Origin of the sequence: Streptomyces sp. NPDC001851 (genome assembly GCF_040297165.1) — a bacterium.
GTDB lineage: Bacteria > Actinomycetota > Actinomycetes > Streptomycetales > Streptomycetaceae > Streptomyces.
In genome coordinates, this window is sequence record NZ_JBEOYR010000023.1 from 25,759 (window position 1) to 47,833 (window position 22,075).

The window sequence follows — 22,075 nt, forward strand, 5'->3', positions numbered from 1 at the left end:
ATGCTGTGGCAGGAGCACGCCAGGACGGTCTACGGTACGGCGGGCACCGACGTCACATCCGCGTAGCGCGGCACGGTGCGGGACCAGTCGTAGCACCCGCGGATCCAGCCGATCATGCACTCCACATAGCCGACGCCCGCGGGGCTCAACTCCGGTTTGATCCCGTCATAGAGCCTCTGGAACTCCTCGATCGTGCTGTTGATCTCCTCGATGGCCAGGAGCACGGCGGTCTGCAGAGAGCACCGGTGCTCGCGCCGGCGGGCCAGGGCCAGGTTGATCATTTCGCCCGCGCGCTGTTCCTTCACCGCGGAGAACAGGTCGGCTGTCCACACCGCCGCGTCGGCCGACAGCCGGTTCAGTCGCCGCACCACGGGATGGTGGACCTCCGCGGCGGTCGGTGCGTGGGGCTGGGCGGCCTCGTACAGCGGGTAGAACGGCTCGACGCCCGCGGTCAGCGACCGTATGGAGGTGCAGTCGCCGGTGCGCAGGGGGAAGGGGTGGGTCTGGGCCACCGCTTCGTACAACAGGCCGTGCACGTATTCACGGCTCTGCCCGGCCCATCGAGCGGCCTGTGCGGGTGTGCACCGTTCCCGGACCTGCCGGTGGAGATCGGCCAGGGCCGCGCCGAGGGGAGTCCTGGGCGGCCGGCCGTCGCGCAGGATGTCCACGCTTTCGCACAGCATGGGCAGCAGCCTGCCCGGGGAGTGCCGGCCGAGGTCCTCCGCAAGGTCGTCGAAGACGAACTGGTAAGCGATCTGGCGCGCCACGATCTGGAGGAGACCGGCGTCCACGGCGGGGCTGGTGCGGGACGCGAGTTCGGCGGGGCGGGTACGGGCGATCATCGCCGCCACATCCGGGTCGTCGGTCAGCCCCCATACCCTCAGCCATGCGTCGACGCCGGCCGCGGCTGCGGCTTCAGCAGGGTTGCGCCGGAAGGGGAAAGGCATGTGGATGTTGGCGTCGATCAGGTCCCGGAGGTTGGAGAGCGGCATTCGGTCCGGTGGACCGAGCGTGACTTCCTCATGTGTTGTCGACAATGTGGTCACCTGCCGTCTGGATGTCCGATGTGCGCCGGGCTGCTGTTGTTCGGGGCGTGAGCGAGGCGGCGGAGAGCACGCGGGAACGGGGTTCGCAGGTCATGACCAGTGCACGCGGCCCCATGGTGATCCCGGGGCGCGGTTTCTGATCGGCATACCCCGGCAGGTGGCGCAGGCGCCGGCGGCCGGCGATGGTCGCGAGCGCCAGGGTGGCCTCCACCATCGCGAACTCGTCGCCGAGGCATTTGCGGTTGCCTGCGGAGAACGGCATCATCGCCCGGCGCTGACCGGCGGTGGGCTGCCCCGGCAGCCAGCGGTCGGGGTCGAAGCGCTCGGGATCGGGGAACGACGAGGGATCGTGGTGCAGGAGGTAGGGGCTGTACAGGACGGTGGCTCCTTCGGGCAGCCGGCACCCGGCGAGTTCCGTCTCCCTGGTGGTGACACGGGTGAAGAGCCAGCCGGGTGACGAGTGGCGCAGCGTCTCCGAGAAGACGCACCGGGTGTAGACGAGGTTCGGCAGGTCGCGGGGACCGGGCCGCCGGCCATCGGCGAGGACGGTGTCGAGCTCGGCGTGCAGGCGGCGCTCCACCGCCGGATGGCGGGCCAGCAGGCTGAAAGCGCTGGCGAGCGACAGGGCCTGGGTCTCGACGCCCGTGAGCAGCAGTGTGATCAGGTGGTCGTGGACCTCCTGGTCGGTGATCGCCGCCGCCTCCCCGTCGCCGCGCGCGGCGGTCAGCAGGGTTCCCAGCACGTCGTCGCGGTCGGGACCCCGGCGGCGCTCCGCGATCACCGCGTCGATGATCGCGTGCAGACGGGAAAGCGCGCGCCGGTAGCGGCGGTTGGCGGGTGCAGGGAGGCGGAACAGGGCGTCGACCGGTACGACCGTGCGGACGAACAGGCCACGGACGACGTCGGTGAGACACTCCCGCACCTCGGCGGTCGTGGTGTCGTCCAGCGAGCCGGAGAGCAGGACCCGGCTGATCACGCGGGTCGTGAGGGTCATCATCGCCTCGGTGACGGGAACCGGCTGCCCCGCCGACCACGCGTCGCACACCGACTCGGCCTCCTCGGTGACGAGGTCCGTGTAGTCGGCGACGCGGGAGGGACGGAAGCCGGGTTGCAGCAGCGCCCGCTTGTTCCGGTGCGTCGCCTGGCGGCAGGTGACGAGACCGTCTCCCATCAGCTTCCCGAGCCTGTCGTACAGCGGGCCCCCCTTGTCGAAGGTGTGCGGATCCATGAGCACCTCGTGGGCCAGCTCCGGGTGGCACACCATCCAGGCGCGCTGGGGGCCCAGTCGTATCTCGACCAGATCTCCGTGCGCGGGCAAAGAATTCAGAAACGCCAGCGGTCGACGGTAGAAGGCGATACCGTGGCCAAGGAGCGGGAATATGCCGGGAGCAGTACCTGTCCTCCAGGCTCGCTCCTGTTCAGGCACAGCACGGCTCATGGATACCTCCTGCGCGACGTGACACGCGAATTGTGTGAACGTGCTACGGACTTGACCTGAGACTTGTCTTGCCCAGGTTCAACGGTGCACGGTGTCCGGAATCCTTTCTCCAAAGGGGCGCACAGGAGCACGCAGAAGCAGAACGTTGCACTCGGTGCATGCCCGTTGATGCTTGACCTGCCTCCCCGACGCCCCGAGGATCATGAGCCATGACGCAGGGACACGGCAGCACGGTCGACGGGGTGCTGCGCCGCAGCGCCCGGCGCACCCCGGCCCGCCTCGCGGTGGAGTACGGCGAACGCCGCTGGACGTACGAGGAACTCGACGACGCGGTCTCCCGCGCGGCCTCGCTCCTGCTCGCGCAGGGCCTCACGCCCGGCGACCGGGTCGGCGCCTACGGCCACAACTCCGACGCCTACCTGATCGGCTTCCTCGCCTGCGCCCGCGCGGGCCTGGTCCATGTACCGGTCAACCAGAACCTCACCGGGGACGACCTCGCCTACCTCGTCGGCCAGTCCGGCAGCACCCTCGTCCTCGCCGACCCCGGTCTCGCCGGCCGACTCCCGGACGGGGTACGCGTGCTGCCGCTCCGGGACGCCGAGGGCTCGCTCCTCGCCCGGCTGCCGGACACACCGCCGTACGACGGGCCCGAACCCCGCACCGAGGACCTGGTTCAGCTGCTGTACACCTCCGGTACGACCGCCCTGCCCAAGGGCGCGATGATGACGCACCGGGCCCTGGTGCACGAGTACCTGAGCGCCATCACGGCACTCGACCTGAGCGCCGGGGACCGGCCGGTGCACGCGCTGCCGCTCTACCACTCGGCGCAGATGCACGTGTTCCTCCTGCCGTACCTCGCCGTCGGCGCGAGCAACATCATCCTGGACGCGCCGGACGGGGACCGGCTCTTCGACCTCGTCGAAGCGGGCCGCGTGGACAGCCTGTTCGCGCCGCCCACCGTGTGGATCGGCCTGGCCAACCGGCCCGACTTCGCCACCCGCGACCTCGCCGGCCTGCGCAAGGCCTACTACGGCGCGTCGATCATGCCCGTCCCGGTCCTGCGGCGGCTGCGCGAGCGCCTGCCTCGGCTCGCCTTCTACAACTGCTTCGGACAGAGCGAGATCGGCCCGCTGGCCACGGTGCTCGGCCCCGACGAACACGAGGGCCGGCTGGACTCCTGCGGCCGTACCGTCCTGTTCGTGGACGCGCGCGTCGTGGACGACACGGGCAAGGACGTGCCCGACGGCACGCCCGGCGAGATCGTCTACCGCTCACCCCAGCTGTGCGAGGGCTACTGGGACAAGCCCGAGGGGACCGCCGAGGCCTTCCGGGACGGCTGGTTCCACTCCGGCGACCTCGCGGTGCGCGACGCCGACGGCTACTTCACGATCGTCGACCGGGTGAAGGACGTCATCAACTCCGGTGGAGTCCTGGTGGCTTCGCGGCAGGTCGAGGACGCGCTCTACACCCATGACGCCGTCGCCGAGGCCGCCGTGATCGGCCTGCCCGACGAGCGGTGGATCGAGGCGGTGACGGCGGTCGTCGTCCCGCGCGGCGAGGTGACGGAGGATCAGCTCATCGAGCACGTGAAGGGGAAGCTCGCGCCCTTCAAGGCGCCCAAGCGGGTGCTGTTCGTGGCCGAGTTGCCGCGCAACGCCAGCGGGAAGATCCTCAAGCGCGAACTGCGCACTCGCTTCAGCGGCCGGCCGGGGCCTTCGACGGCGGTCACCCGTACGGCGACGTGATCGGCGCGGGCCCCATGGGGGCACCGGCGGCCCTACCCGGCCTCCCTGGGGCGCAGGTCCACGATCCGCCGGATCTTGCCGACGGACCGCTCCAGCGACTCCGGCTGCACGATCTCCACGTCGACCGACACCCCGATCCCGTCCTTCACCGCCGCGGCGATGGACCGGGCCGCCGCGTCCCGTGTCTCCGGGTCCGCGTCCGGGCGGGCCTCGGCACGTACGGTCAGCCGGTCCAGCCGGCCCTCCCGGGTCAGCCGGAGCTGGAAGTGGGGCGCCACGCCGGGAGTGCGCAGCACGATCTCCTCGATCTGGGTCGGGAACAGGTTGACCCCGCGCAGGATCACCATGTCGTCACTGCGTCCGGTGATCTTCTCCATCCGCCGGAACGCCCGCGCGGTGCCGGGCAGCAGCCGGGTGAGGTCGCGGGTGCGGTACCGGACGACCGGCATGGCCTCCTTGGTCAGCGAGGTGAACACCAGCTCGCCCCGCTCGCCCTCCGGGACCACCTCACCCGTGATCGGGTCCACCACCTCCGGATAGAAGTGGTCCTCCCAGACGGTCAGTCCGTCCTTGGTCTCCACGCACTCCTGAGCCACCCCCGGGCCGATCACCTCGGACAGGCCGTAGATGTCGACGGCGTCGATCGCGAACCGCTCCTCGATCTCGCGCCGCATCTGCTCGGTCCAGGGTTCGGCCCCGAAGATGCCCACGCGCAGTGAGGTGGCGCGCGGGTCCACGCCCTGCCGCTCGAACTCGTCGAGCAGCGTCAGCATGTAGGAGGGCGTCACCATGATGACGGCCGGCCGCAGGTCCTGGATCAGCTGCACCTGCCGGGCCGTCATGCCGCCGGAGGCCGGCACGACCGTACAGCCCAGGCGCTCGGCGCCGTAGTGGGCGCCCAGACCGCCGGTGAACAGCCCATAGCCGTATGCCACATGCACGAGGTCACCGGGCCGCCCGCCGGCCGCCCGGATCGACCGCGCCACCATGTCGGCCCACATGGAAAGGTCGTTGTCCGTGTAGCCGACCACCGTGGGGCGCCCGGTGGTGCCGCTGGAGGCGTGCAGCCGGCGGATCCGCTCGCGCGGTACGGCGAACATGCCGTACGGATAGTTCTCCCTGAGGTCGGCCTTGGTCGTGAACGGGAACCGGGCCAGATCGGCCAGGGAGTGGCAGTCCTCGGGGCGGACGCCGGCCTTGTCGAAGGACTCCCGGTAGAACGGCACGTTGTCGTACGCGTGCCGCAGCGAGGTACGCAGCCGCTCCAGCTGAAGCTGCCGCAGCTCCTCCGGCCCGAGCCGTTCGCCCGCGTCGAGCAGATCCGTCGCGTCCGCCATCGAGTCGTCTCCCTCGCGTCCTCACATTCCGGACGACCGATCATTCGGTTGATCCGTCGGGGCCAGTAATTCAGGCCATCGGACTCCAGGCAAGAGGGCTGCGCGGATTTTTCCGCGCCGGTCGTCCCGTAGGCCTGGCATGATCATGCGCATGCCGCACTTCACCACCTACGACGGGACCCGGCTCGCCTACCACCTGCGGGGTGCGGGCGACCCCCTCGTCGTCCTGCCCGGCGGGCCCATGCGAGCCTCCGCCTACCTCGGCGACCTCGGCGGGCTGGCCGCGCACCGGCGCCTGGCCCTGCTGGACCTGCGGGGCACCGGTGACTCGGGGCTGCCGGCGGACCCGGCGACGTACCGCTGCGACCGCATGGTCGAGGACGTGGAAGTGTGGCGCGCACACATGGGGCTGGAGCACATGGACCTGCTCGCCCACTCGGCGGGCGCGGCCCTGGCCATGCTCTACGCGGCCCGCCATCCGCAGCGGATCCGGCGGCTGCTGCTCATCGCGCCCAACCCGTCCGCCCTGGGGCTGCGGGCGACCCCCGAGGACCGGCTGGCCGCGGCCCGGCTGCGCGCGGACGAGCCGTGGTTCGCGCGGGCGTTCCCCGCCTTCCGGGCCTGGCTGGCGGGCGACGCGGACTTCGACGACGTGTTCCTGCCCTTCTTCTACGGCCGCTGGGACGACGCCGCCCGCGCGCACACCGACGCCGAACTGGAGCAGACCAACGACGAGGCGGGGGAGCGCTACTTCGCCGACGGTGCCTTCACCCCGGACGCGACGCGCAGCGCCCTCGCCGCGCTGACCGCGCCGGTCCTCGTCCACGCCGGGGAACTCGACGGCGGTCCGTGCCCGAGCCTCGCCCGCCGTGCCGCCGAGGCCTTCGCGCGGGCCGAGGTCGCCGTCCAGCCCGGTGCCGGTCACTACCCCTGGCTGGACGACCCGGAGTGGTTCGTCAAGCGCACCCTCGCCTTCCTGGACGGGCCCCGTTAGCGTGTCCCGCGGGGACCCCGCGGCGCTGCACTCCGTCAAGGCGAACGGCATCACCCTGGCCTGCCGGGCCTGGGGACCGGTGGACGCCCCGCCCGTCGTGCTGCTGCACTGCCGGGGTGCCGACGGCGGGGACTGGACGCACATCGCCGAGCGGCTCGCGGCGTCCCCGCGCCCCCGCCGGGTGTACGCCCCCGACCTGCGCGGCCACGGACGCAGCGACTGGCCGGGGGACTACCGGGCCGAGGCGATGAGCGACGACGTCCATGCCCTGCTGTGCGCCCTCGGTCTCGACAGCGCCGATGTCGTGGGCCATTCGCTGGGCGGGATCGTCGCCTACCTGCTGGCGCAGCGCCACCCCGGGGTGGTACGACGCCTGGTGCTGGAGGACGTCTGCGCTCCCGTGCCGCTCGACCCGCCCCGGCCGCCCGCCGAACGTCCCGCCGGAGAGCTGCCGTTCGACTGGGCGATGGTGCGGGCCGCCGACGCGCAACGTAACGCGCCCGATCCTGTGTGGTGGGACCACATGGACCGGATCACCATGCCGACGCTGGTCATCGGGGGCGGTCCCACCAGCCCCATCCCGCAGGACCAGGTGGCGCAGCTCGCCGGGCTGATCCCGGCCGCCACACTGGTGACCGTGGACGCGGGGCACCTGGTGCACGAGTCCCGCCCGGAGGAATTCCTCGCGGTGGTGCGGGAGTTCCTCGACCGGTGACCACCGGCACCGGCGGCCGCGCACCCCGGTGTGCTACCGCTGGTCGGCGGCGACCGCCACCTCCCTGGCCCACCGGTAGTCGGCCTTGCCGCTCGGGGACCGCTGGATGGACTCCGTGATGACCAGCTGGCGGGGAATCTTGTAACCGGCCAGCCGGGTACGGCAGTGGCTCTGGACGTCGGCCAGCGAAGGACGCGCCGCTCCCTCGCGCAGCTGCACCACGGCCGCCACATGGTTGCCCCACGTGGCGTCCGGCACGCCGGCGACCAGGGCGTCGTACACGTCCGGATGCGCCTTGAGCGCCTGCTCGACCTCCTCCGGATACACCTTCTCGCCCCCGGTGTTGATGCACTGCGAACCCCGGCCGAGCACGGTGACCACGCCGTCCTCGTCGACCGTCGCCATGTCGCCCAGCAGGACCCAGCGCTGTCCGTCCTTCTCGAAGAACGTCTCGGCCGTCTTCCGCGGGTCGTTGTAGTAGCCCAGCGGCACATGGCCGCACTGGGCGACCCGGCCGATGCCGCCCACGGCGACCGGCTCACGCGTCGCCGGATCGATCACCTGCGTACGGGAGTTGACCCTGATGCGGAAGCCGCGCTCGGGCCCCGAGTCCTCCGTCGCCGTACCGTTGAAACCGGACTCGGAGGAGCCGAAGTTGTTGAGCAGCATGGCGTTCGGGACCAGCTCCCGGAACTGCCGGCGCACCGTCTCCGACATGATCGCGCCCGACGAGGACACGCTGAACAGGGCCGAGCAGTCCGTGCCCTTCATCGGTCCGCTCAGCGCGTCGATCAGCGGCCGGAGCATCGCGTCGCCGACCAGCGACATGCTGGTGACCCTCTCCTTCTCGACGGTCCGCAGCACCTCCTCCGGGACGAACTTGCGGTGCAGGACCACACGTTGGCCGAAGTTGAAGCCGATGAACGCGGTCAGCGTGGAGGTGCCGTGCATCAGCGGGGGAGTGGGGAAGAAGGTGATCCCGGAGCCGCCCGCGGCGACCCGCTCGGCCAGCTCCTGAGGTGTCCTCACCGGCTCCCCGGTCGGCGCCCCGCCGCCCAGCCCGGCGAAGAACAGGTCCTCCTGCCGCCACATCACACCCTTGGGCATGCCGGTCGTGCCGCCGGTGTAGATGATGAACCGGTCGTCCCCGGAGCGGGCCGGGAAGTCCCGTCCGGGCGAGCCGGCGGCCTCCGCGCCGGCGAACGCCACCGCGCCCGGCACCCCGGCCGTCTCCGGACCGACCCGCAGCAGGTGCCGCAGCTTCGGCACCCGCGGCAGCGCGCCCGCCACCCGGTCCGCGAACTCCGCTTCGAAGACCAGCGCGACCAGATCGGCGTCCCGGTAGAGGTATACCAACTCTTCTGCCACATAGCGGTAGTTGACGTTGACCGGGACGATCCGCGCCTTGAGGCAGGCCAGGACGGTCTGCAGGTACTCGACGCCGTTGTACAGGTGCAGGCCGAGGTGTTCGCCCGGGCGTATCCCGCTGTCGATGAGGTGGTGGGCGATGCGGTTGGCGGCCGCGTCCAGCTCCGCGTACGTCAGGCGGCGTTCCGCGCCGGTGCCCGGATGGTCCGCGTACACGAGCGCCTCGCGGTCCGGGACCACGTCGACGACCGACTCGAACAGGTCGGCAAGGTTGTACTCCACCGCTCCTCCTGGCCCCGATCGTGCCCGTATGCGTCCGCTGGCGGGTCATCAGAGCAAAGGGCGCCGCAACTGTGAAGGGCCCGCGCCAATAAATCTGACTGGCTGTCAGAAAACCCTGGAAGTTCCCTTGAAGTGCCCCGCCGCCTACTGCAACCTGTTCTCGTTCTCACCGAGGGGAGAAAGCCCATGGGCGGGACGGAACACCTCACCGTGCGGCGCGAGGGCGCCACACTGGTGCTCACGCTCAACAGGCCCGACGCACGGAACGCGCTCTCACTCCCGATGCTCGTCGGCCTCCACGACGGCTGGGCCGAGGCCGACGCGGACGACGAGATCCGCTGCATCGTGCTCACCGGGTCCGGCGGCTCCTTCTGCGCCGGTATGGACCTGAAGGCGCTGGCCGGGAGCGGCATGGCAGGGGAGCACTACCGCGACCGGCTCAAGGCCGACCCCGACCTGCACTGGAAGGCGATGCTGCGCCACCACCGCCCGCGCAAACCGGTCATCGCCGCCGTCGAGGGCTACTGCGTCGCGGGCGGCACCGAGATCCTCCAGGGCACCGACATCCGGGTCGCGGGCGAGTCCGCGACCTTCGGCCTGTTCGAGGTCAGGCGCGGGCTGTTCCCGATCGGCGGCTCCACCGTCCGGCTGCAACGCCAGATCCCGCGCACCCACGCCCTGGAGATGCTGCTCACCGGACGGCCGTACACCGCCCGGGAAGCCGCCCGCATCGGCCTGATCGGCCATGTCGTCCCGGACGGCACCGCTCTCACCAGGGCATTGGAGATCGCCGAGCAGATCAACGCCTGCGGCCCGCTCGCCGTCGAGGCCGTCAAGGCGTCGGTGTACGAGACCGCCGAGATGACGGAGACCGACGGACTCGCGGCCGAACTCGCCCGCGGCTGGCCGGTCTTCGACACCGCCGACGCCAAGGAAGGCGCCCGCGCCTTCGCGGAGAAACGGCCACCCGTCTACAAGCGGGCCTGAACCGCCGAAGGAGTCACCCAGGATGCCCGAAGTCCTCACAGCACCCCTCGTCGTCGAATTCCCCTTCACCCGCTCCCTCGGCCCCGTCCAGAGCGCCTTCCTCACCGGCCTGCGCGAACGCGTCGTCCTCGGTGTGAAGACCACCGACGGACGCACCCTCGTCCCGCCCGTCGAGTACGACCCCGTCACCGCCGAGGAGATCCGCGACCTGGTGGAGGTCGCCCCCACGGGCACGGTCACCACCTGGGCCTGGAACCACGAGCCCCGCCGCGGCCAGCCCCTCACCACACCCTTCGCCTGGGTCCTGGTCCGGCTCGACGGCGCCGACACCGCCCTGCTGCACGCTCTCGACGCACCCGGCCCCGACGCCGTCCGCACCGGCATGCGGGTCCGCGTCCGCTGGGCCGCGGAACGCACCGGCGCCATCACCGACATCGCCTGCTTCGAGCCGTACGACGGCGAGCCCGAGCGACCGGGAGGCCACAGCGGCGCGTTCGCCGACCCGCTCACCGGCATCGTCGCCCCCGCCCGCCTCGACTACACCTACTCACCCGGCCGCGCCCAGTCCGACTACATCCACGCCCTCTCCGACCGGCGGACCGTCGGCGAACGCTGCCCCTCCTGCCGCAAGGTGTACGTCCCCCCGAGGGGTGCGTGCCCCACATGTGGCGTCGCCACGGCGGAACAGGTCGAAGTAGGTCCCCGCGGCACAGTCACCACCTTCTGCATCGTCAACATCAAGGCGAAGAACCTCGACATCGAGGTGCCCTACGTCTACGCGCACATCGCGCTCGACGGCGCCGACCTCGCCCTGCACGCCCGGATCGGCGGCATCCCCTACGACCAGGTGCGCATGGGCCTGCGCGTCGAGCCCGTGTGGACCGAGGGCGCCCGCTACCCCGACCACTACCGGCCCACCGGCGAACCCGACGCCGACTACGACACCTTCAAGGAGCTGCTGTGACCCGGGAGATCGCGGTCGTCGCCTTCGCCCAGACCGACCACCGGCGCTCCACCGAGGAGTCCTCCGAGGTCGAGATGCTCATGCCGGTGCTGCACGAGGTCCTCGCCCAGACCGGCCTGCGGACCGCCGACATCGGCTTCACCTGCTCCGGCTCCAGCGACTACCTCGCCGGCCGCGCCTTCTCCTTCACCCTCGCCCTGGACGGCGTCGGCGCCTGGCCGCCGATCTCCGAGTCCCACGTCGAGATGGACGGCGCCTGGGCGCTCCACGAGGCCTGGACCAAGCTGCTCACCGGCGACGCCGACACCGCGCTCGTGTACTCCTACGGCAAGTGCTCGCCCGGTTCGGTGCGGGACGTGCTCACCCGCCAGCTGGACCCGTACTACATCGCCCCCCTGTGGCCCGACTCCATAGCCCTCGCCGCCCTCCAGGCACAGGCCCTCATGGACGCCGGCCACACCGACGAACCGGCGCTCGCCGCCATCGGCGCCCGCAGCCGTGCGGATGCGGAAGCCAACCCGCACGCCCGGCTCAGGGGCCGGACACCGCACGGCGACTACGTCGTCCGGCCGCTGCGCACCGGCGACTGCCCGCCCGTCTCCGACGGCGCCGCCGCGGTGATCCTCGCCGCGGGCGAGCGGGCCCGGCGGCTGTGCGAGCGGCCCGCCTGGATCCGGGGCATCGACCACCGCATCGAGGCGCACGGCCCGGGCGTCCGGGACCTCACCGACTCGCCGTCCACCCGGCTCGCCGCCGAGAAGGCCGGCGCCTTCGAACGGCCCGTCGACACCGCCGAGCTGCACGCACCGTTCACCTCCCAGGAGGTGATCCTGCGCAGGGCGCTCCGCCTCGGCGACGACGTACGCGTCAACCCCTCCGGCGGGGCGCTGGCCGCCAACCCCGTCATGGCCGCCGGACTCATCCGCATCGGCGAGGCCGCCGCCCGTATCCACCGCGGCGCCTCCGACCGCGCCCTCGCCCACGCCACCTCCGGCCCCTGCCTGCAGCAGAACCTGGTCGCCGTACTCGAAGGGGATCCACGATGAGCAAGGAGCCCGTGGCCGTCGTCGGCATCGGCCAGACCAAGCACGTGGCCGCCCGCCGGGACGTGTCGATCGCCGGACTCGTCCGTGAGGCGGCCCGGCGTGCCCTGGACGACGCCGAGTTGGCCTGGGCCGACATCGACGCCGTCGTCATCGGCAAGGCGCCCGACTTCTTCGAGGGCGTGATGATGCCCGAGCTGTACCTGGCGGACGCCCTGGGCGCCGTCGGCAAGCCCATGCTGCGGGTGCACACCGCCGGCTCCGTCGGCGGCTCCACCACCCTCGTGGCGGCGAACCTGGTCGCCGCCCGCGTCCACGGCACCGTCCTCACCCTCGCCTTCGAAAAGCAGTCCGAGTCGAACGCCATGTGGGGCCTGTCCCTGCCGATCCCCTTCCAGCAGCCCCTCCTCGCCGGCGCCGGCGGCTTCTTCGCCCCGCACGTGCGCGCCTACATGCGACGCAGCGGCGCCCCCGACACCATCGGCTCCCTCGTCGCCTACAAGGACCGGCGCAACGCCCTGAAGAACCCTTACGCGCACCTCCACGAGCACGACATCACCCTGGAGAAGGTCCAGGCGTCGCCCATGCTGTGGGACCCCATCCGCTACTCCGAGACCTGCCCGTCCTCCGACGGCGCCTGCGCCATGGTCCTCACCGACCGCGCCGGAGCCGCCCGCGCGCCCCGGCCGGCCGCCTGGATGCTCGGCGGCGCCATGCGCAGCGAACCCACCCTGTTCGCGGGCAAGGACTTCGTCTCCCCGCAGGCCGGCAAGGACTGCGCCGCCGACGTCTACCGGCAGGCCGGCATCGCCGACCCGCGCCGGGACATCGACGCCGTCGAGATGTACGTGCCGTTCTCGTGGTACGAGCCCATGTGGCTGGAGAACCTCGGCTTCGCCGAGGAAGGGGAGGGCTGGAAGCTCACCGAGTCCGGGGTGACGGAACTCGACGGCGACCTGCCCGTCAACATGTCGGGCGGGGTGCTGTCCACCAACCCCATCGGCGCCTCCGGCATGATCCGCTTCGCCGAGGCCGCCCTCCAGGTGCGCGGCCAGGCCGGGGAGCACCAGGTGGACGGCGCCCGCCGGGTGCTCGGACACGCCTATGGCGGCGGCTCCCAGTTCTTCTCCATGTGGCTGGTGGGAGCGCGGCCACCGGAGTCCTGAAAGTCGTCCCCACGTGGCCTGTCGGGCGTCGTGAGCGGTCGCTAGGCTGGCCCGCGGACGACGAACCGGGAGGAGCACGGACGTGGCCGAGAGCACCATCCAGCAGCAGCCGCTCGCGGGCTGGGACAAACCGGAGCTGGACCTCAGCAAGGCAGACTGGCAGTCCAGCAGCCGGGGTCTGGGCGATGTCCAGATCGCCTTTGTCGACGGCTTCATCGCGATGCGCAACAGCGGCCGTCCGGAAAGCCCGTCCCTGATCTTCACACCGGCGGAATGGGGCGCCTTCGTCTCCGGGGCCCGTGAAGGGGAGTTCGACCTCACCTGATCCGAGTCCACATGACCTGAACCGGGGGTGTTCCGAGCCGATTTCCGGACACGCGACCAGCAGGGCCCGCCGGGACCGCCGCCTGCGTCAGGCTGGCCCCGGCACGGAAAGGCCGTGTTCCGGGAGGTGAGGGACGATGAGCACTGCGCCGGTCATCGCCGCGGTCGACGGATCGGACGACAGCCTGCGCGCGCTGGAGTGGGCCTTGGACGCCGCCCGCCGCCGCGCCGCACCGCTCAGGGTGGTGCACGTACGGCAGTACGCCGCCTGGGGCCAGGCCGACGTGCTGGTCGCCGGGCCGTCCGAGGCGGAGGGCGATCCCGTCCTGGACGACGTGCGCACCCGGCTCGCGGGCCGCGGCGCGCAGCCGGACGTCGAGTACGTCGCCCTGGAGGGCGTGCCGGGTGCCGTGCTGCCGGAACTCGGCGCGGACGCCCAGCTGTTGGTCCTCGGTTCCCGGGGGCGCGGCGGCTTCGCCAGCCTGCTGCTCGGGTCCAACGGGCTGGCCGCTGCCCGGGACGCCGAGTGCCCGGTGGTCGTCGTACCCCGGCCCGGCCGTCAGGTGCACGGCGGCGGCCCGGCCGAGCCCGGGCCGCGCGTGGTCGTCGGCCTGCACGCCGACAGCCCCGACGAGACCACCCTCGCCTTCGCCTTCGCCGAGGCCGCCCGGCGCGAGGCCCGCGTCCAGGTGATCGCCGCCTACCCGTGGCCGGTGCAGACCTGGTCCGCCCCCGGCCAGCTGGTGCCGCCCCAGATCGACCAGGCCGCCGTCGAGAACGAGACCCGCGCCCTCGCCGAGGGCTTCCTCGCCCCGCACCGCACACGGCACCCCGAGGTCCGCGCCGACGCCGAGGCGCTGCCCGGCGACGCGGCCGGCCACCTCGTCGCCGCCTCCAAGGACGCCGAGCTGGTCGTAGTCGGCCGGCACCGGCGGCGTCTGCTCGCTCCGGCGCGCATGATGGGCTCGGTCACCCAGGCCGTCCTGCTGCACGCCGCGAGCCCGATCGCGGTCGTGCCGCCGGGACCGCCGCAGGGGTGAGCCCGGCAGCCCGGCAGGGACGCGGCCGAAGCGGCGGAGCAGACCGAGCGGCCCCCGCGATCCCTGCGGCGCCGACCGGCACGGACCCGGCTGTGGTGCCCCGCGCCACGGCCCGATGGCGGCTGCCGAGTCCGCCCGCAGCGGGCGAACCACCCAGGGCTCTGTACGACGGCGTGGCCGACCGGGAAGGCATCCGCGGGCGCATCCGGGCGGCCCCGGCCACGCTGCTCACCAGCCGCCCCCCGCACGGGACGATCCCCGGCGCCCACAGGTCACCCACCGCGGTCCGGGCACGTACCATGGCCGCATGTCGTTCCTCCGCCGCCGCAGCGCCACCCCTGCCGGACCCGACTTCGACGTGCTGGCCATGGACCCGGGCGACTGGCCCGGCAACCTCGGCGCGGGCCTGCTGCCCGCGCCCGACGGCACCTGCCAGGGCGTCTTCCTGCGCTACGACCTGTTCGGCGGCCGCGGCCCCGCCATGATCATCGGCAACCTCCCCGAGGGCTCCCCGGCCCGCGAGGTCGCCGAGGGCGAGATCCCCTTCGAGGTGGGCCAGCTGCTGCTCGCGCTGGAGAACGACGAGGACGTCACCGTCGTCGGTGTCGAGGACACCCCGGTCCTCCAGGGCGACAACCTCCTGATCGTGCGGCGGCTGAAGCTGTCCGAGTCCCGGATCTCCTGCGTGCAGTTCGACCGCAGCGACGGCGTCCTCGTCACCATCGCCGCCTGGGACCGCCCGATCACCGACGACCTGTACGCCCTGCTGAAGCCGCTCCCGGCGGAGCTCTTCCAGCAGGGCTGAGGCCGGCCAGGCCCTAGCCGGCCGAGCCTTCCAGGGTCACGTCCGCGGCGCGGACGAAGGCGACCCGGTGGCCGTACTGGATCTCGTAGTACAGGTCCTTGCCCACCACGACCCGGTGCGAGTCGGTGGTGAAGGTGACCGAGTAGTCGTACTCGCCCGGCACCGCGTCACCGACCACGTACTCCTGACCGGCCGGGACCGTGTACGGCAGCGGGACGACCGGCTGGGCCGGGACATCCGCCGGGTAGGCCTCCTTCTCCGGGTAGGCGCGGCCGTACACCGGGACGCTCGCCAGGCCGTCCCTCGGTGTGACCACCAGCCCCCGGGCGGGCACCGCCGTCGGCGCCTTGCGCGGATTCTGGAACCAGGCCTTCTGGCCCAGGTACCAGATCGCGGTCCAGTCCCCCCAGCGGTCGGCCACCACGTACTGCTGGCCCGTGGCCACCCGGGAGGACAGGTCGTTCACGTCGGTGGTCGGGTCCTTCTTCAGACCGATGTCCGTGACCAGCGGCGCGTTCACGTCGTGGTCCGTGTACAGGCGCACCTCGCTGGAGCCGTGCGCCGGGCACGCGGCACCGCCGGTGGTGCAGCCCGTGTAGGCCGGCCGGTTCGCCGCGTAGTCCGGCAGGATCGTCACCAGTCCGGCCGTCCGGCCGGCCGTGCTCCGGAAAGGGTGGCCCAGCAGCTGGAAGTAGTGCCGCCAGTCCCAGTACGGACCCGGGTCCGTGTGCATGCCGGGGATGGTGGACGCGGTCGGACCGGGCACGTTGTCGTGGCCCAGGATGTGCTGCCGGTCCAGCGGGATGCCGTACTTACCGGCCAGGTACTTCACCAGCCGGGCCGAGGACCGGTACATCGCCTCCGTGTACCAGGCGTCCGGGTCGGCGAGGAAACCTTCATGCTCGATGCCGACGGACCGGGCGTTGATGTCCCAGTTGCCCGCGTGCCAGGCCACGTCCTTCGCCTTGACGTGCTGGGCGATCAGACCGTCCGTGGAGCGCACGGTGTAGTTCCACGACACATAGGTGGGGTCCTGGATCAGGTTCAGCACCCCGTCCCAGGCGCCTTCCGTGTCATGGATGACGATGTACCTGATGCGCTGTGACACCGGACGGTCGCCGAGGTCGTGGTTGCCGTAGTCGTCGTTCCCGAACTGCGCGTACGGCGCCCAGACCGCCTCGCAGGACACCGACCGCGGACACTCGACGCCGTCCGTCGGCAGCGTGCGCAGGCCGGCCCGCGCCAGCTGGGCGGTGTCGGCGATCAGCCCCGGCTGGGCGGCGAGCGCGACCAGCTGGCCGTCGTCCGTGGTGCGTTCCTCGCCGGTGCGCAGGACGTCGTACACGTCGTTCGCGTACGCCGCCGCGGTCGCCGTGTCGTCGGCGCCCGAGAAACGGGCCACCGCGCCGTACCAGTCGGCCGGGTCGGCACTCAGCGGCTCGCCCAGCTCCCGCTGCGCGGCGGCGAGCAGGGCGGCACCGCCGGCCACGTTCGCCGCCGGGTCGGTGCGCAGCCTCTCGGCCGGGAGACCGGTCAGCTCCGCCGCCTTCGGGAGCGTCTTCAGGCGGGGCGGGAGCGTCGAGACGGCGGGCACCCTGATGTCGGGGTGCAGGGCGGCGCGGGCGGTGTCGCCACGGGCGTCTCCCGTGCCCTCGGCAAGGTGCTCCGTGGTGGCGAGCGCGGTCCGGGCGTCCGTGAGGTGCATCGGGCCGTAGCCGCCGGTCACGCTCGGCGCGCCCGCGTGCCAGTCCCAGCGGGACTGGAGGTAGGAGACGGCCAGCAGGACGTTCTGCGGCACGTGGTAGTCGGCCGCCGCGGCGGCGAACGCCTGCTGCAGCTGGTCGGTGGAGTCCGGGGCGCCCGGGGCGGGGGCCGCGCCGAGCAGCGGCAGCAGCAGGGCCGCGGAGGCCAGGGGGACGGCTGCCCGCCGCAGGTGTCTGTGGCCGGGTGTGGACGTGGGATCGGTGGCGGAACCTCGCAATGCGGCCTCCTGTGACGGGCGGGCGTGGCGGGGCGAGCGGCGCCGAGCTGGGTCAGTGGTACCGGCTTGCCGACGATTCGTCAATGATGCCGTCACGGAGGCGATTTGCTGGCCACGGAGGGGTTTCGGCGAGTTTCGCAGTGGCGGTGCGCGGGCCTGCGGGGTGTCACTGGCGTACACCAGTGACACCCCGCAGACCCGGACCTTCGTGCTTCTCTCTCAGCGGGTGCCGACCGCCGCGCGGACGGCCCTGCGGGCCATCTGGCAGTCGTCGTGCAGCCGCCTCAGCAGCAGCCGCTGTTCCTCGCCGGACGCCACGGCACCGGGGAGGGCCGGGCCCGGTGCCGCCGGGGCCGCGTCGTGCATCGAACGCTGCACGGCCGTCTCGTACGTACGGATCTCCCGGGTCAGCAGCAGCATCAGGTTCACCAGGAAGGCGTCCCGCGATGCAGGGCCCGCCGACTGGGCGATCTGGCTGATCTGCCGCCGGGCCGCCGGCGCGTCCCCGAGGACCAGCCACAGCGTCGCCAGGTCGTACCCCGGCAGATACCAGCCCGCGTGCTCCCAGTCCACCAGCACTGGACCGGCCGGTGACAACAGGATGTTCGACAGCAGGGCGTCGCCGTGGTTGAACTGGAGCATGCCGTGGCGGCCCACCTCATGGGCGATGCCGTGCAGCAGCTTCTGCAGGTCACCGAGGTCCCGGTCGGTGAGCAGGCCCAGCTCGTGGAACCGGGAGATCCGGAGGCCGTAGTCCAGCGGCCTCTCGAACGTGCCCGCCGGGGGCCGCCAGGCGTTCACCCGGCAGATGGCGCCGAGCGCGGCCCGGATGTCCGCGCGGGGCGGCGCCTCGACCGGATGCCGTTGCAGCGCCGCCACCCGGCCCGGCGAACGCTCGATCACCAGTGTGCAGTTGTCCGGATCCGCCGCGATCAGCCGGGGCACACGGACCGGTGGCCGGTGCCGGACGAACGAGCGGTATGCGGCTATCTCGTGGCGGAACCGCTCGGCCCAGGCGGGCGAGTGGTCCAGCAGACACTTGGCCACGGCCGTGCTGCGCCCCGTCGTCCCGACGAGGAGGACGGACCGTCCGCTGCGCCGCAGCACCTGCACCGGGGCGAACTCCGGACAGATCCGGTGCACCGAGGCGATCGCGGTGCGCAGCTGCGCACCCTGGGGGCCGGACAAGTCGACTCTCCCGCTGAGCGGTTGGGCGCCGGGCTGGCCGGGGACCCGCCGGGGCCGGCCCGCGACCGGCACGGGTCCGCCCGGTCGCGCCACCGGGTCGAGATAGGGTCCGCCGCCCGCCGGGCGGGAGCGCAGCGGCCGTGGCGGGGCGGACACGGAGGACGATGCTGCGTACATGGGAGATACAGATCCCTTCGTGTGCCTGCGGTGCCTGCCTGGTGGTTCCGTGCTCGGCGCGTCTGCGCGGGGCCGGTCGCTCCAGGAGCCCGTACTCCGATCGCATGCACTGCGAGCGTGCGCCTGCCCGGCCCGGCCGCACGGGGGCACCCTGGGGAGTGCATCCGACGGCCCGACGAGGTCGAGCTGCGACCGGGTCGGGGTGGCGCGTTCCTACTCGACACCCGATGCCCAGTGGCACACCATCTGGCGGACCCTGGCGAACCCTGGCGAATAGTCGCCCGGCAACCTCCACGGGGCTACTGTCAACTCAGCCGAGAACCTGGGGGCTTGACGTGAGCGGACAACCCAACACCCGCCTTGCGGACCTGTTCGGCCTGGCCGGCTGGTCCAAGGGCGAACTCGCGAGGCTGGTCAACAAGCAGGCGGCGGCCATGGGCCACCCCCAGCTGTCGACCGACACCTCCCGGGTCCGTCGGTGGATCGACATGGGAGAGATCCCGCGCGATCCCGTACCGCGGGTGCTGGCGGTTCTGTTCACCGAGCGTCTCGGCCGTGTCGTGACCATCGAGGACCTCGGTCTGGTGCGGCACGGGCGTACGGGGAAACGGCAGGGCGACGGGATCGAGGAACATCCCGACGGCGTGCCGTGGGCGCCCGAACGGACCGCCGCGGTCCTCACCGAATTCACGGGAATGGACCTCATGCTCAACCGACGCGGCTTGGTGGGCGCGGGTGCCGCGCTCGCCGCGGGATCCACACTCAGCAGCGCCATGTACGACTGGCTGCACACCGACCCGGCCCTGAAGGCCGACGCCCCCGTCCTCGACGACCCCCTGCACGCCGACCCCGCTGGGTTCGACCGCTATGAGGCCGCCCCCATCGGGTCGCAGGAGATCGAGGAACTGGAGCGCTCGGTCGAAGTGTTCCGCGCCTGGGACGCGGCCCGTGGCGGCGGGCTTCAGCGCAAGGCGGTCGTGGGCCAGCTCAACGAGGTGGGCGGCATGCTCGCCTACCACCATCCACCCCATCTCCAGCGGCGCCTGTGGGGCGTCGCCGCCAACCTCGCCGTCCTCGCCGGCTGGATGTCCCACGACGTCGGCCTGGAGCCCACGGCGCAGAAGTACTTCGTCATCGCCGCCCACGCCGCCCGGGAGGGCGGGGACCGGCCGCGCGCCGGCGAGGCCCTGTCCCGGGCGGCCCGGCAGATGGTGCACCTCGGCCGGCCCGACGACGCACTGGACCTGATGAAGCTCGCCCAGTCCGGCGCCGGCGACCGTCTGCAGCCGCGCACGAAGGCGATGTTCCACACCATCGAGGCCTGGGCGCAGGCGGCGATGGGGAAGGGCCAGGCGATGCGCCGCACTCTCGGCCAGGCGGAGGACCTCTTCGTCTCCGACCGGCAGGACGCGCAGACACCGGACTGGATGCAGACCTTCAAGGACGAGGACCTGTACGGCATGCAGGCCCTCGCCTACCGCACGCTGGCGGAGTTCGACCCGGGTGCGGCCGTGCACGCCCAGCACTACGCGGAGAAGGCCCTGGCCCTGCGCGTCGACGGCCGGGAGCGGTCGAAGATCTTCGACCATCTGTCCATGGCCTCGGCCTGCTTCATCGCCGACGACCCCGAACAGGCCGACCGCTACGCACGGCTGGCCCTGATGTCGATGGGCTCGAACTCCTCCAGGCGCACCTGGGACCGGCTGCGCCAGATGTACCGGCTGACCGCCGAGTACGCCGGCTATCCGAGAATCCACGAACTGCGGGAGGAGATCCGGCTCGCCCTGCCCAAGCCGAGGGGCAAGGGCGGCAGCAGCGCACAGGTGTGAGCGCACAGGCCCAGAACCTGTGCGCCGGTCTGCCTACCACCCCACCGTCCAGCTCATGCGGTGACTTTGGCGACGAGCACGCACGCGTCGTCCTCGCGTCCCGCTTCGCCGAACTCCTCGACCACGGTCCGTACGCAGTCCTGCGCGCTGCGCGCCGCGCCGAACCGCGGGGCGAGGCCGAGCAGGCGGTCCACGGCGTCGGCCGAGCTGTGCCCGGGCACCACCCCGTCGGTGTACAGCAGGAGGAGGTCGCCGGGTTCCAGGGTCGCCTCGGCCTGCCCGTAGACGGCACCCGAGGTGGCGCCGAGCAGGACGCCGTCCGGTGCCTTCAGCATGCGCCCCGTCCCGTCGCGGTACAGCAGCGGGGCGGGGTGTCCCGCCTGTGCCCAGACCAGCGTGCGGGTCGCGGGCCGGTAGCGGCAGCAGACGGCACTGCCGAGGGCGGGCTGCACGGTGGCGTCCAGTAACTGGTTGAGCATGCCGAGCAGTTCACCGGGTTGTGTGCCGGCCAGGGCCATGCCCCGTACGGCGCCGAGCAGCGTCGCCATGCCGGTGGCGACGGCCACTCCGTGCCCGGTGAGATCGCCGACGCTGAGCAGGGTCTCGCCGTCGGACAGTTCCAGCGCGTCGTACCAGTCGCCGCCCAGCGGCGTGGTCGTCGTCGCGGTCAGACGGCGGGCGGCGAGGTCGAGGGTGCGTGGCCCCTGGTGCGGGAGCCGCAGGGAGCCGCGCCAGGGCGGCAGCACGGCGTCCTGCAGCTCGGCCGCGATCCGGTGCTCGGTCTGCTCCTGCCGGCGGTGGCGCTGCAGCGAGTCACGGGTCTCGTGCACCGTCCGCCGGCAGCGGCGCAGTTCGCTGACGTCCCGCAGCACGGCCCACATGGAGGTCGTGCTGCCATCGGCGCCGAGCACGGGCTCGCCCATCATGTGCACGGTCCGCACGGAGGCGTCGGGCCGGGCGATCCGGAACTCGCCGTCGATCGGCTTGGCGTCGACCAGGCAGTCCGTGACCATCGCGGTCAGCTTCGGCCGGTCCTCCTCCAGGACCAGTGAGGGCAGTTCGTCCAGGGTCAGGGCGGGGGCGTTCGGGGCGAGGCCGAGGATCTGGTACAGCTCCCCGGACCAGGTCGCCTCGTCCGTGAGCAGGTTCCATTCCGCGCTGCCGACCCGGCTGAGCAGCGAGCCGCCCGGGCCAGCGGGCGTCTCGACGGGTTCGGCGGGGGCGGCGGGCGCGGCCTCGGGGCCGTCCCGCAACTGGGCCAGGTGGGCGTCCAGATCGTCCAGTTGGTGCAGTGCGAGGTCGTACAGGGCGCGCTGCCAGCGTTCCTCCGGGTCCGCGCCGTCGCTCCGGGTGTCCCGCCGTACGGCGTCCACGTCGCCCTTGAGCCTCCGAGCCTGCGTGATCAACGCCTCGACCGAGCCGCGTCCGGGTGGCTGGGCGGCTGGGTGGTCCGCGGAGACTGGGGACGGCATGGCGCACTCCGATGGGGAACGGTACGGCCGGGAGGGACGGGGGGCCGCTACGACTCTCGCACAGCCCGCGACGCCCCGTAAGGGATTTGGCAACACACGATACGGTGGTGCTTCCGGCATATGCCAGAGTCTTCCCGGGGTGATCCCGGCGCACGAATGATGTACGCGTCCGGC

The 22,075-nt window shown here is 72.2% G+C and carries 18 protein-coding genes; 11 read left to right on the forward strand and 7 right to left on the reverse strand.

Features of this window, described 5'->3' with window-relative positions; translation table 11 throughout:
• Nucleotides 1-29: 29 nt before the first annotated feature.
• Together ABT171_RS29570 and ABT171_RS29575 are read right to left on the reverse strand one after the other, a co-directional pair.
• The gene (locus tag ABT171_RS29570; RefSeq protein ID WP_351249064.1) at nucleotides 30-992 is read right to left on the reverse strand and encodes a (-)-alpha-amorphene synthase; all 963 of its coding nucleotides are present in this window, start codon (nucleotides 990-992) and stop codon (nucleotides 30-32) included.
• A 28-nt stretch (nucleotides 993-1,020) separates the two neighbouring features.
• Nucleotides 1,021-2,364, reverse strand: a complete 1,344-nt coding sequence (locus ABT171_RS29575; protein WP_503077116.1) for a cytochrome P450 — start codon at nucleotides 2,362-2,364, stop codon at nucleotides 1,021-1,023.
• A 329-nt stretch (nucleotides 2,365-2,693) separates the two neighbouring features.
• Between ABT171_RS29575 and ABT171_RS29580 the strand changes: the two genes are divergently transcribed.
• Nucleotides 2,694-4,229: an acyl-CoA synthetase gene (locus tag ABT171_RS29580; protein WP_351249067.1), complete on the forward strand. Its 1,536-nt coding sequence runs from the start codon at nucleotides 2,694-2,696 to the stop codon at nucleotides 4,227-4,229.
• Nucleotides 4,230-4,261: 32 nt separating this feature from the next.
• Here the strand turns inward: ABT171_RS29580 and paaK are convergent, their stop codons facing one another.
• Nucleotides 4,262-5,566 carry a phenylacetate--CoA ligase PaaK gene (paaK, locus tag ABT171_RS29585; RefSeq protein WP_351249069.1) on the reverse strand — a complete coding sequence of 435 codons (1,305 nt, stop codon included), beginning with the start codon at nucleotides 5,564-5,566 and terminating at the stop codon, nucleotides 4,262-4,264.
• Between the two features lie 151 nt (nucleotides 5,567-5,717).
• On the opposite strand from paaK, the gene ABT171_RS29590 reads away from it, so the two are divergent.
• On the forward strand, nucleotides 5,718-6,560 hold the full coding sequence (locus ABT171_RS29590) for an alpha/beta fold hydrolase (RefSeq protein WP_351249071.1): 843 nt from the start codon (nucleotides 5,718-5,720) through the stop codon (nucleotides 6,558-6,560).
• Nucleotide 6,561: 1 nt separating this feature from the next.
• The gene (locus ABT171_RS29595) at nucleotides 6,562-7,275 is read left to right on the forward strand and encodes an alpha/beta fold hydrolase (RefSeq protein WP_351249073.1); all 714 of its coding nucleotides are present in this window, start codon (nucleotides 6,562-6,564) and stop codon (nucleotides 7,273-7,275) included.
• A 33-nt stretch (nucleotides 7,276-7,308) separates the two neighbouring features.
• Here the strand turns inward: ABT171_RS29595 and ABT171_RS29600 are convergent, their stop codons facing one another.
• Nucleotides 7,309-8,925, reverse strand: a complete 1,617-nt coding sequence (locus ABT171_RS29600; protein ID WP_351249075.1) for an acyl-CoA synthetase — start codon at nucleotides 8,923-8,925, stop codon at nucleotides 7,309-7,311.
• A gap of 186 nt (nucleotides 8,926-9,111) precedes the next feature.
• Here ABT171_RS29600 and ABT171_RS29605 point away from each other — a divergent pair, with 186 nt between their 5' ends.
• From ABT171_RS29605 to ABT171_RS29635, 7 genes are all read left to right on the forward strand, one after another.
• Nucleotides 9,112-9,912: a crotonase/enoyl-CoA hydratase family protein gene (locus tag ABT171_RS29605; protein ID WP_351249077.1), complete on the forward strand. Its 801-nt coding sequence runs from the start codon at nucleotides 9,112-9,114 to the stop codon at nucleotides 9,910-9,912.
• A 22-nt stretch (nucleotides 9,913-9,934) separates the two neighbouring features.
• Entirely contained in the window at nucleotides 9,935-10,876 is a 942-nt protein-coding gene (locus ABT171_RS29610) for a Zn-ribbon domain-containing OB-fold protein (RefSeq protein ID WP_351249079.1), read from the forward strand.
• Nucleotides 10,873-11,922 carry a thiolase family protein gene (locus ABT171_RS29615; RefSeq protein WP_351249081.1) on the forward strand — a complete coding sequence of 350 codons (1,050 nt, stop codon included), beginning with the start codon at nucleotides 10,873-10,875 and terminating at the stop codon, nucleotides 11,920-11,922. Before ABT171_RS29610 ends, ABT171_RS29615 begins: the two co-directional genes overlap by 4 nt.
• A complete protein-coding gene (locus tag ABT171_RS29620) occupies nucleotides 11,919-13,085 on the forward strand; it encodes a thiolase family protein (RefSeq protein ID WP_351249083.1) in 1,167 nt (388 codons plus the stop codon). The genes ABT171_RS29615 and ABT171_RS29620 overlap by 4 nt, the downstream gene beginning before the upstream one ends.
• 82 nt (nucleotides 13,086-13,167) lie before the next feature.
• The gene (locus tag ABT171_RS29625) at nucleotides 13,168-13,410 is read left to right on the forward strand and encodes a DUF397 domain-containing protein (RefSeq protein ID WP_351249085.1); all 243 of its coding nucleotides are present in this window, start codon (nucleotides 13,168-13,170) and stop codon (nucleotides 13,408-13,410) included.
• A gap of 136 nt (nucleotides 13,411-13,546) precedes the next feature.
• The gene (locus ABT171_RS29630; RefSeq protein ID WP_351249087.1) at nucleotides 13,547-14,449 is read left to right on the forward strand and encodes a universal stress protein; all 903 of its coding nucleotides are present in this window, start codon (nucleotides 13,547-13,549) and stop codon (nucleotides 14,447-14,449) included.
• Between the two features lie 307 nt (nucleotides 14,450-14,756).
• Nucleotides 14,757-15,254, forward strand: coding sequence for a glycosyltransferase family protein (locus ABT171_RS29635; RefSeq protein WP_351249089.1), 498 nt, complete (start codon nucleotides 14,757-14,759; stop codon nucleotides 15,252-15,254).
• A 13-nt stretch (nucleotides 15,255-15,267) separates the two neighbouring features.
• On the opposite strand, the gene ABT171_RS29640 is transcribed toward ABT171_RS29635, so the two are convergent.
• Entirely contained in the window at nucleotides 15,268-17,235 is a 1,968-nt protein-coding gene (locus tag ABT171_RS29640) for an N-acetylmuramoyl-L-alanine amidase (protein ID WP_351249091.1), read from the reverse strand.
• A 219-nt stretch (nucleotides 17,236-17,454) separates the two neighbouring features.
• The gene (locus ABT171_RS29645) at nucleotides 17,455-18,600 is read right to left on the reverse strand and encodes an aminoglycoside phosphotransferase family protein (RefSeq protein WP_351249093.1); all 1,146 of its coding nucleotides are present in this window, start codon (nucleotides 18,598-18,600) and stop codon (nucleotides 17,455-17,457) included.
• 335 nt (nucleotides 18,601-18,935) lie between these two features.
• Between ABT171_RS29645 and ABT171_RS29650 the strand changes: the two genes are divergently transcribed.
• A complete protein-coding gene (locus tag ABT171_RS29650) occupies nucleotides 18,936-20,429 on the forward strand; it encodes a DNA-binding protein NsdB (protein WP_351249095.1) in 1,494 nt (497 codons plus the stop codon).
• A 53-nt stretch (nucleotides 20,430-20,482) separates the two neighbouring features.
• On the opposite strand, the gene ABT171_RS29655 is transcribed toward ABT171_RS29650, so the two are convergent.
• The gene (locus ABT171_RS29655) at nucleotides 20,483-21,901 is read right to left on the reverse strand and encodes a PP2C family protein-serine/threonine phosphatase (protein WP_351249097.1); all 1,419 of its coding nucleotides are present in this window, start codon (nucleotides 21,899-21,901) and stop codon (nucleotides 20,483-20,485) included.
• Nucleotides 21,902-22,075 lie beyond the last annotated feature (174 nt).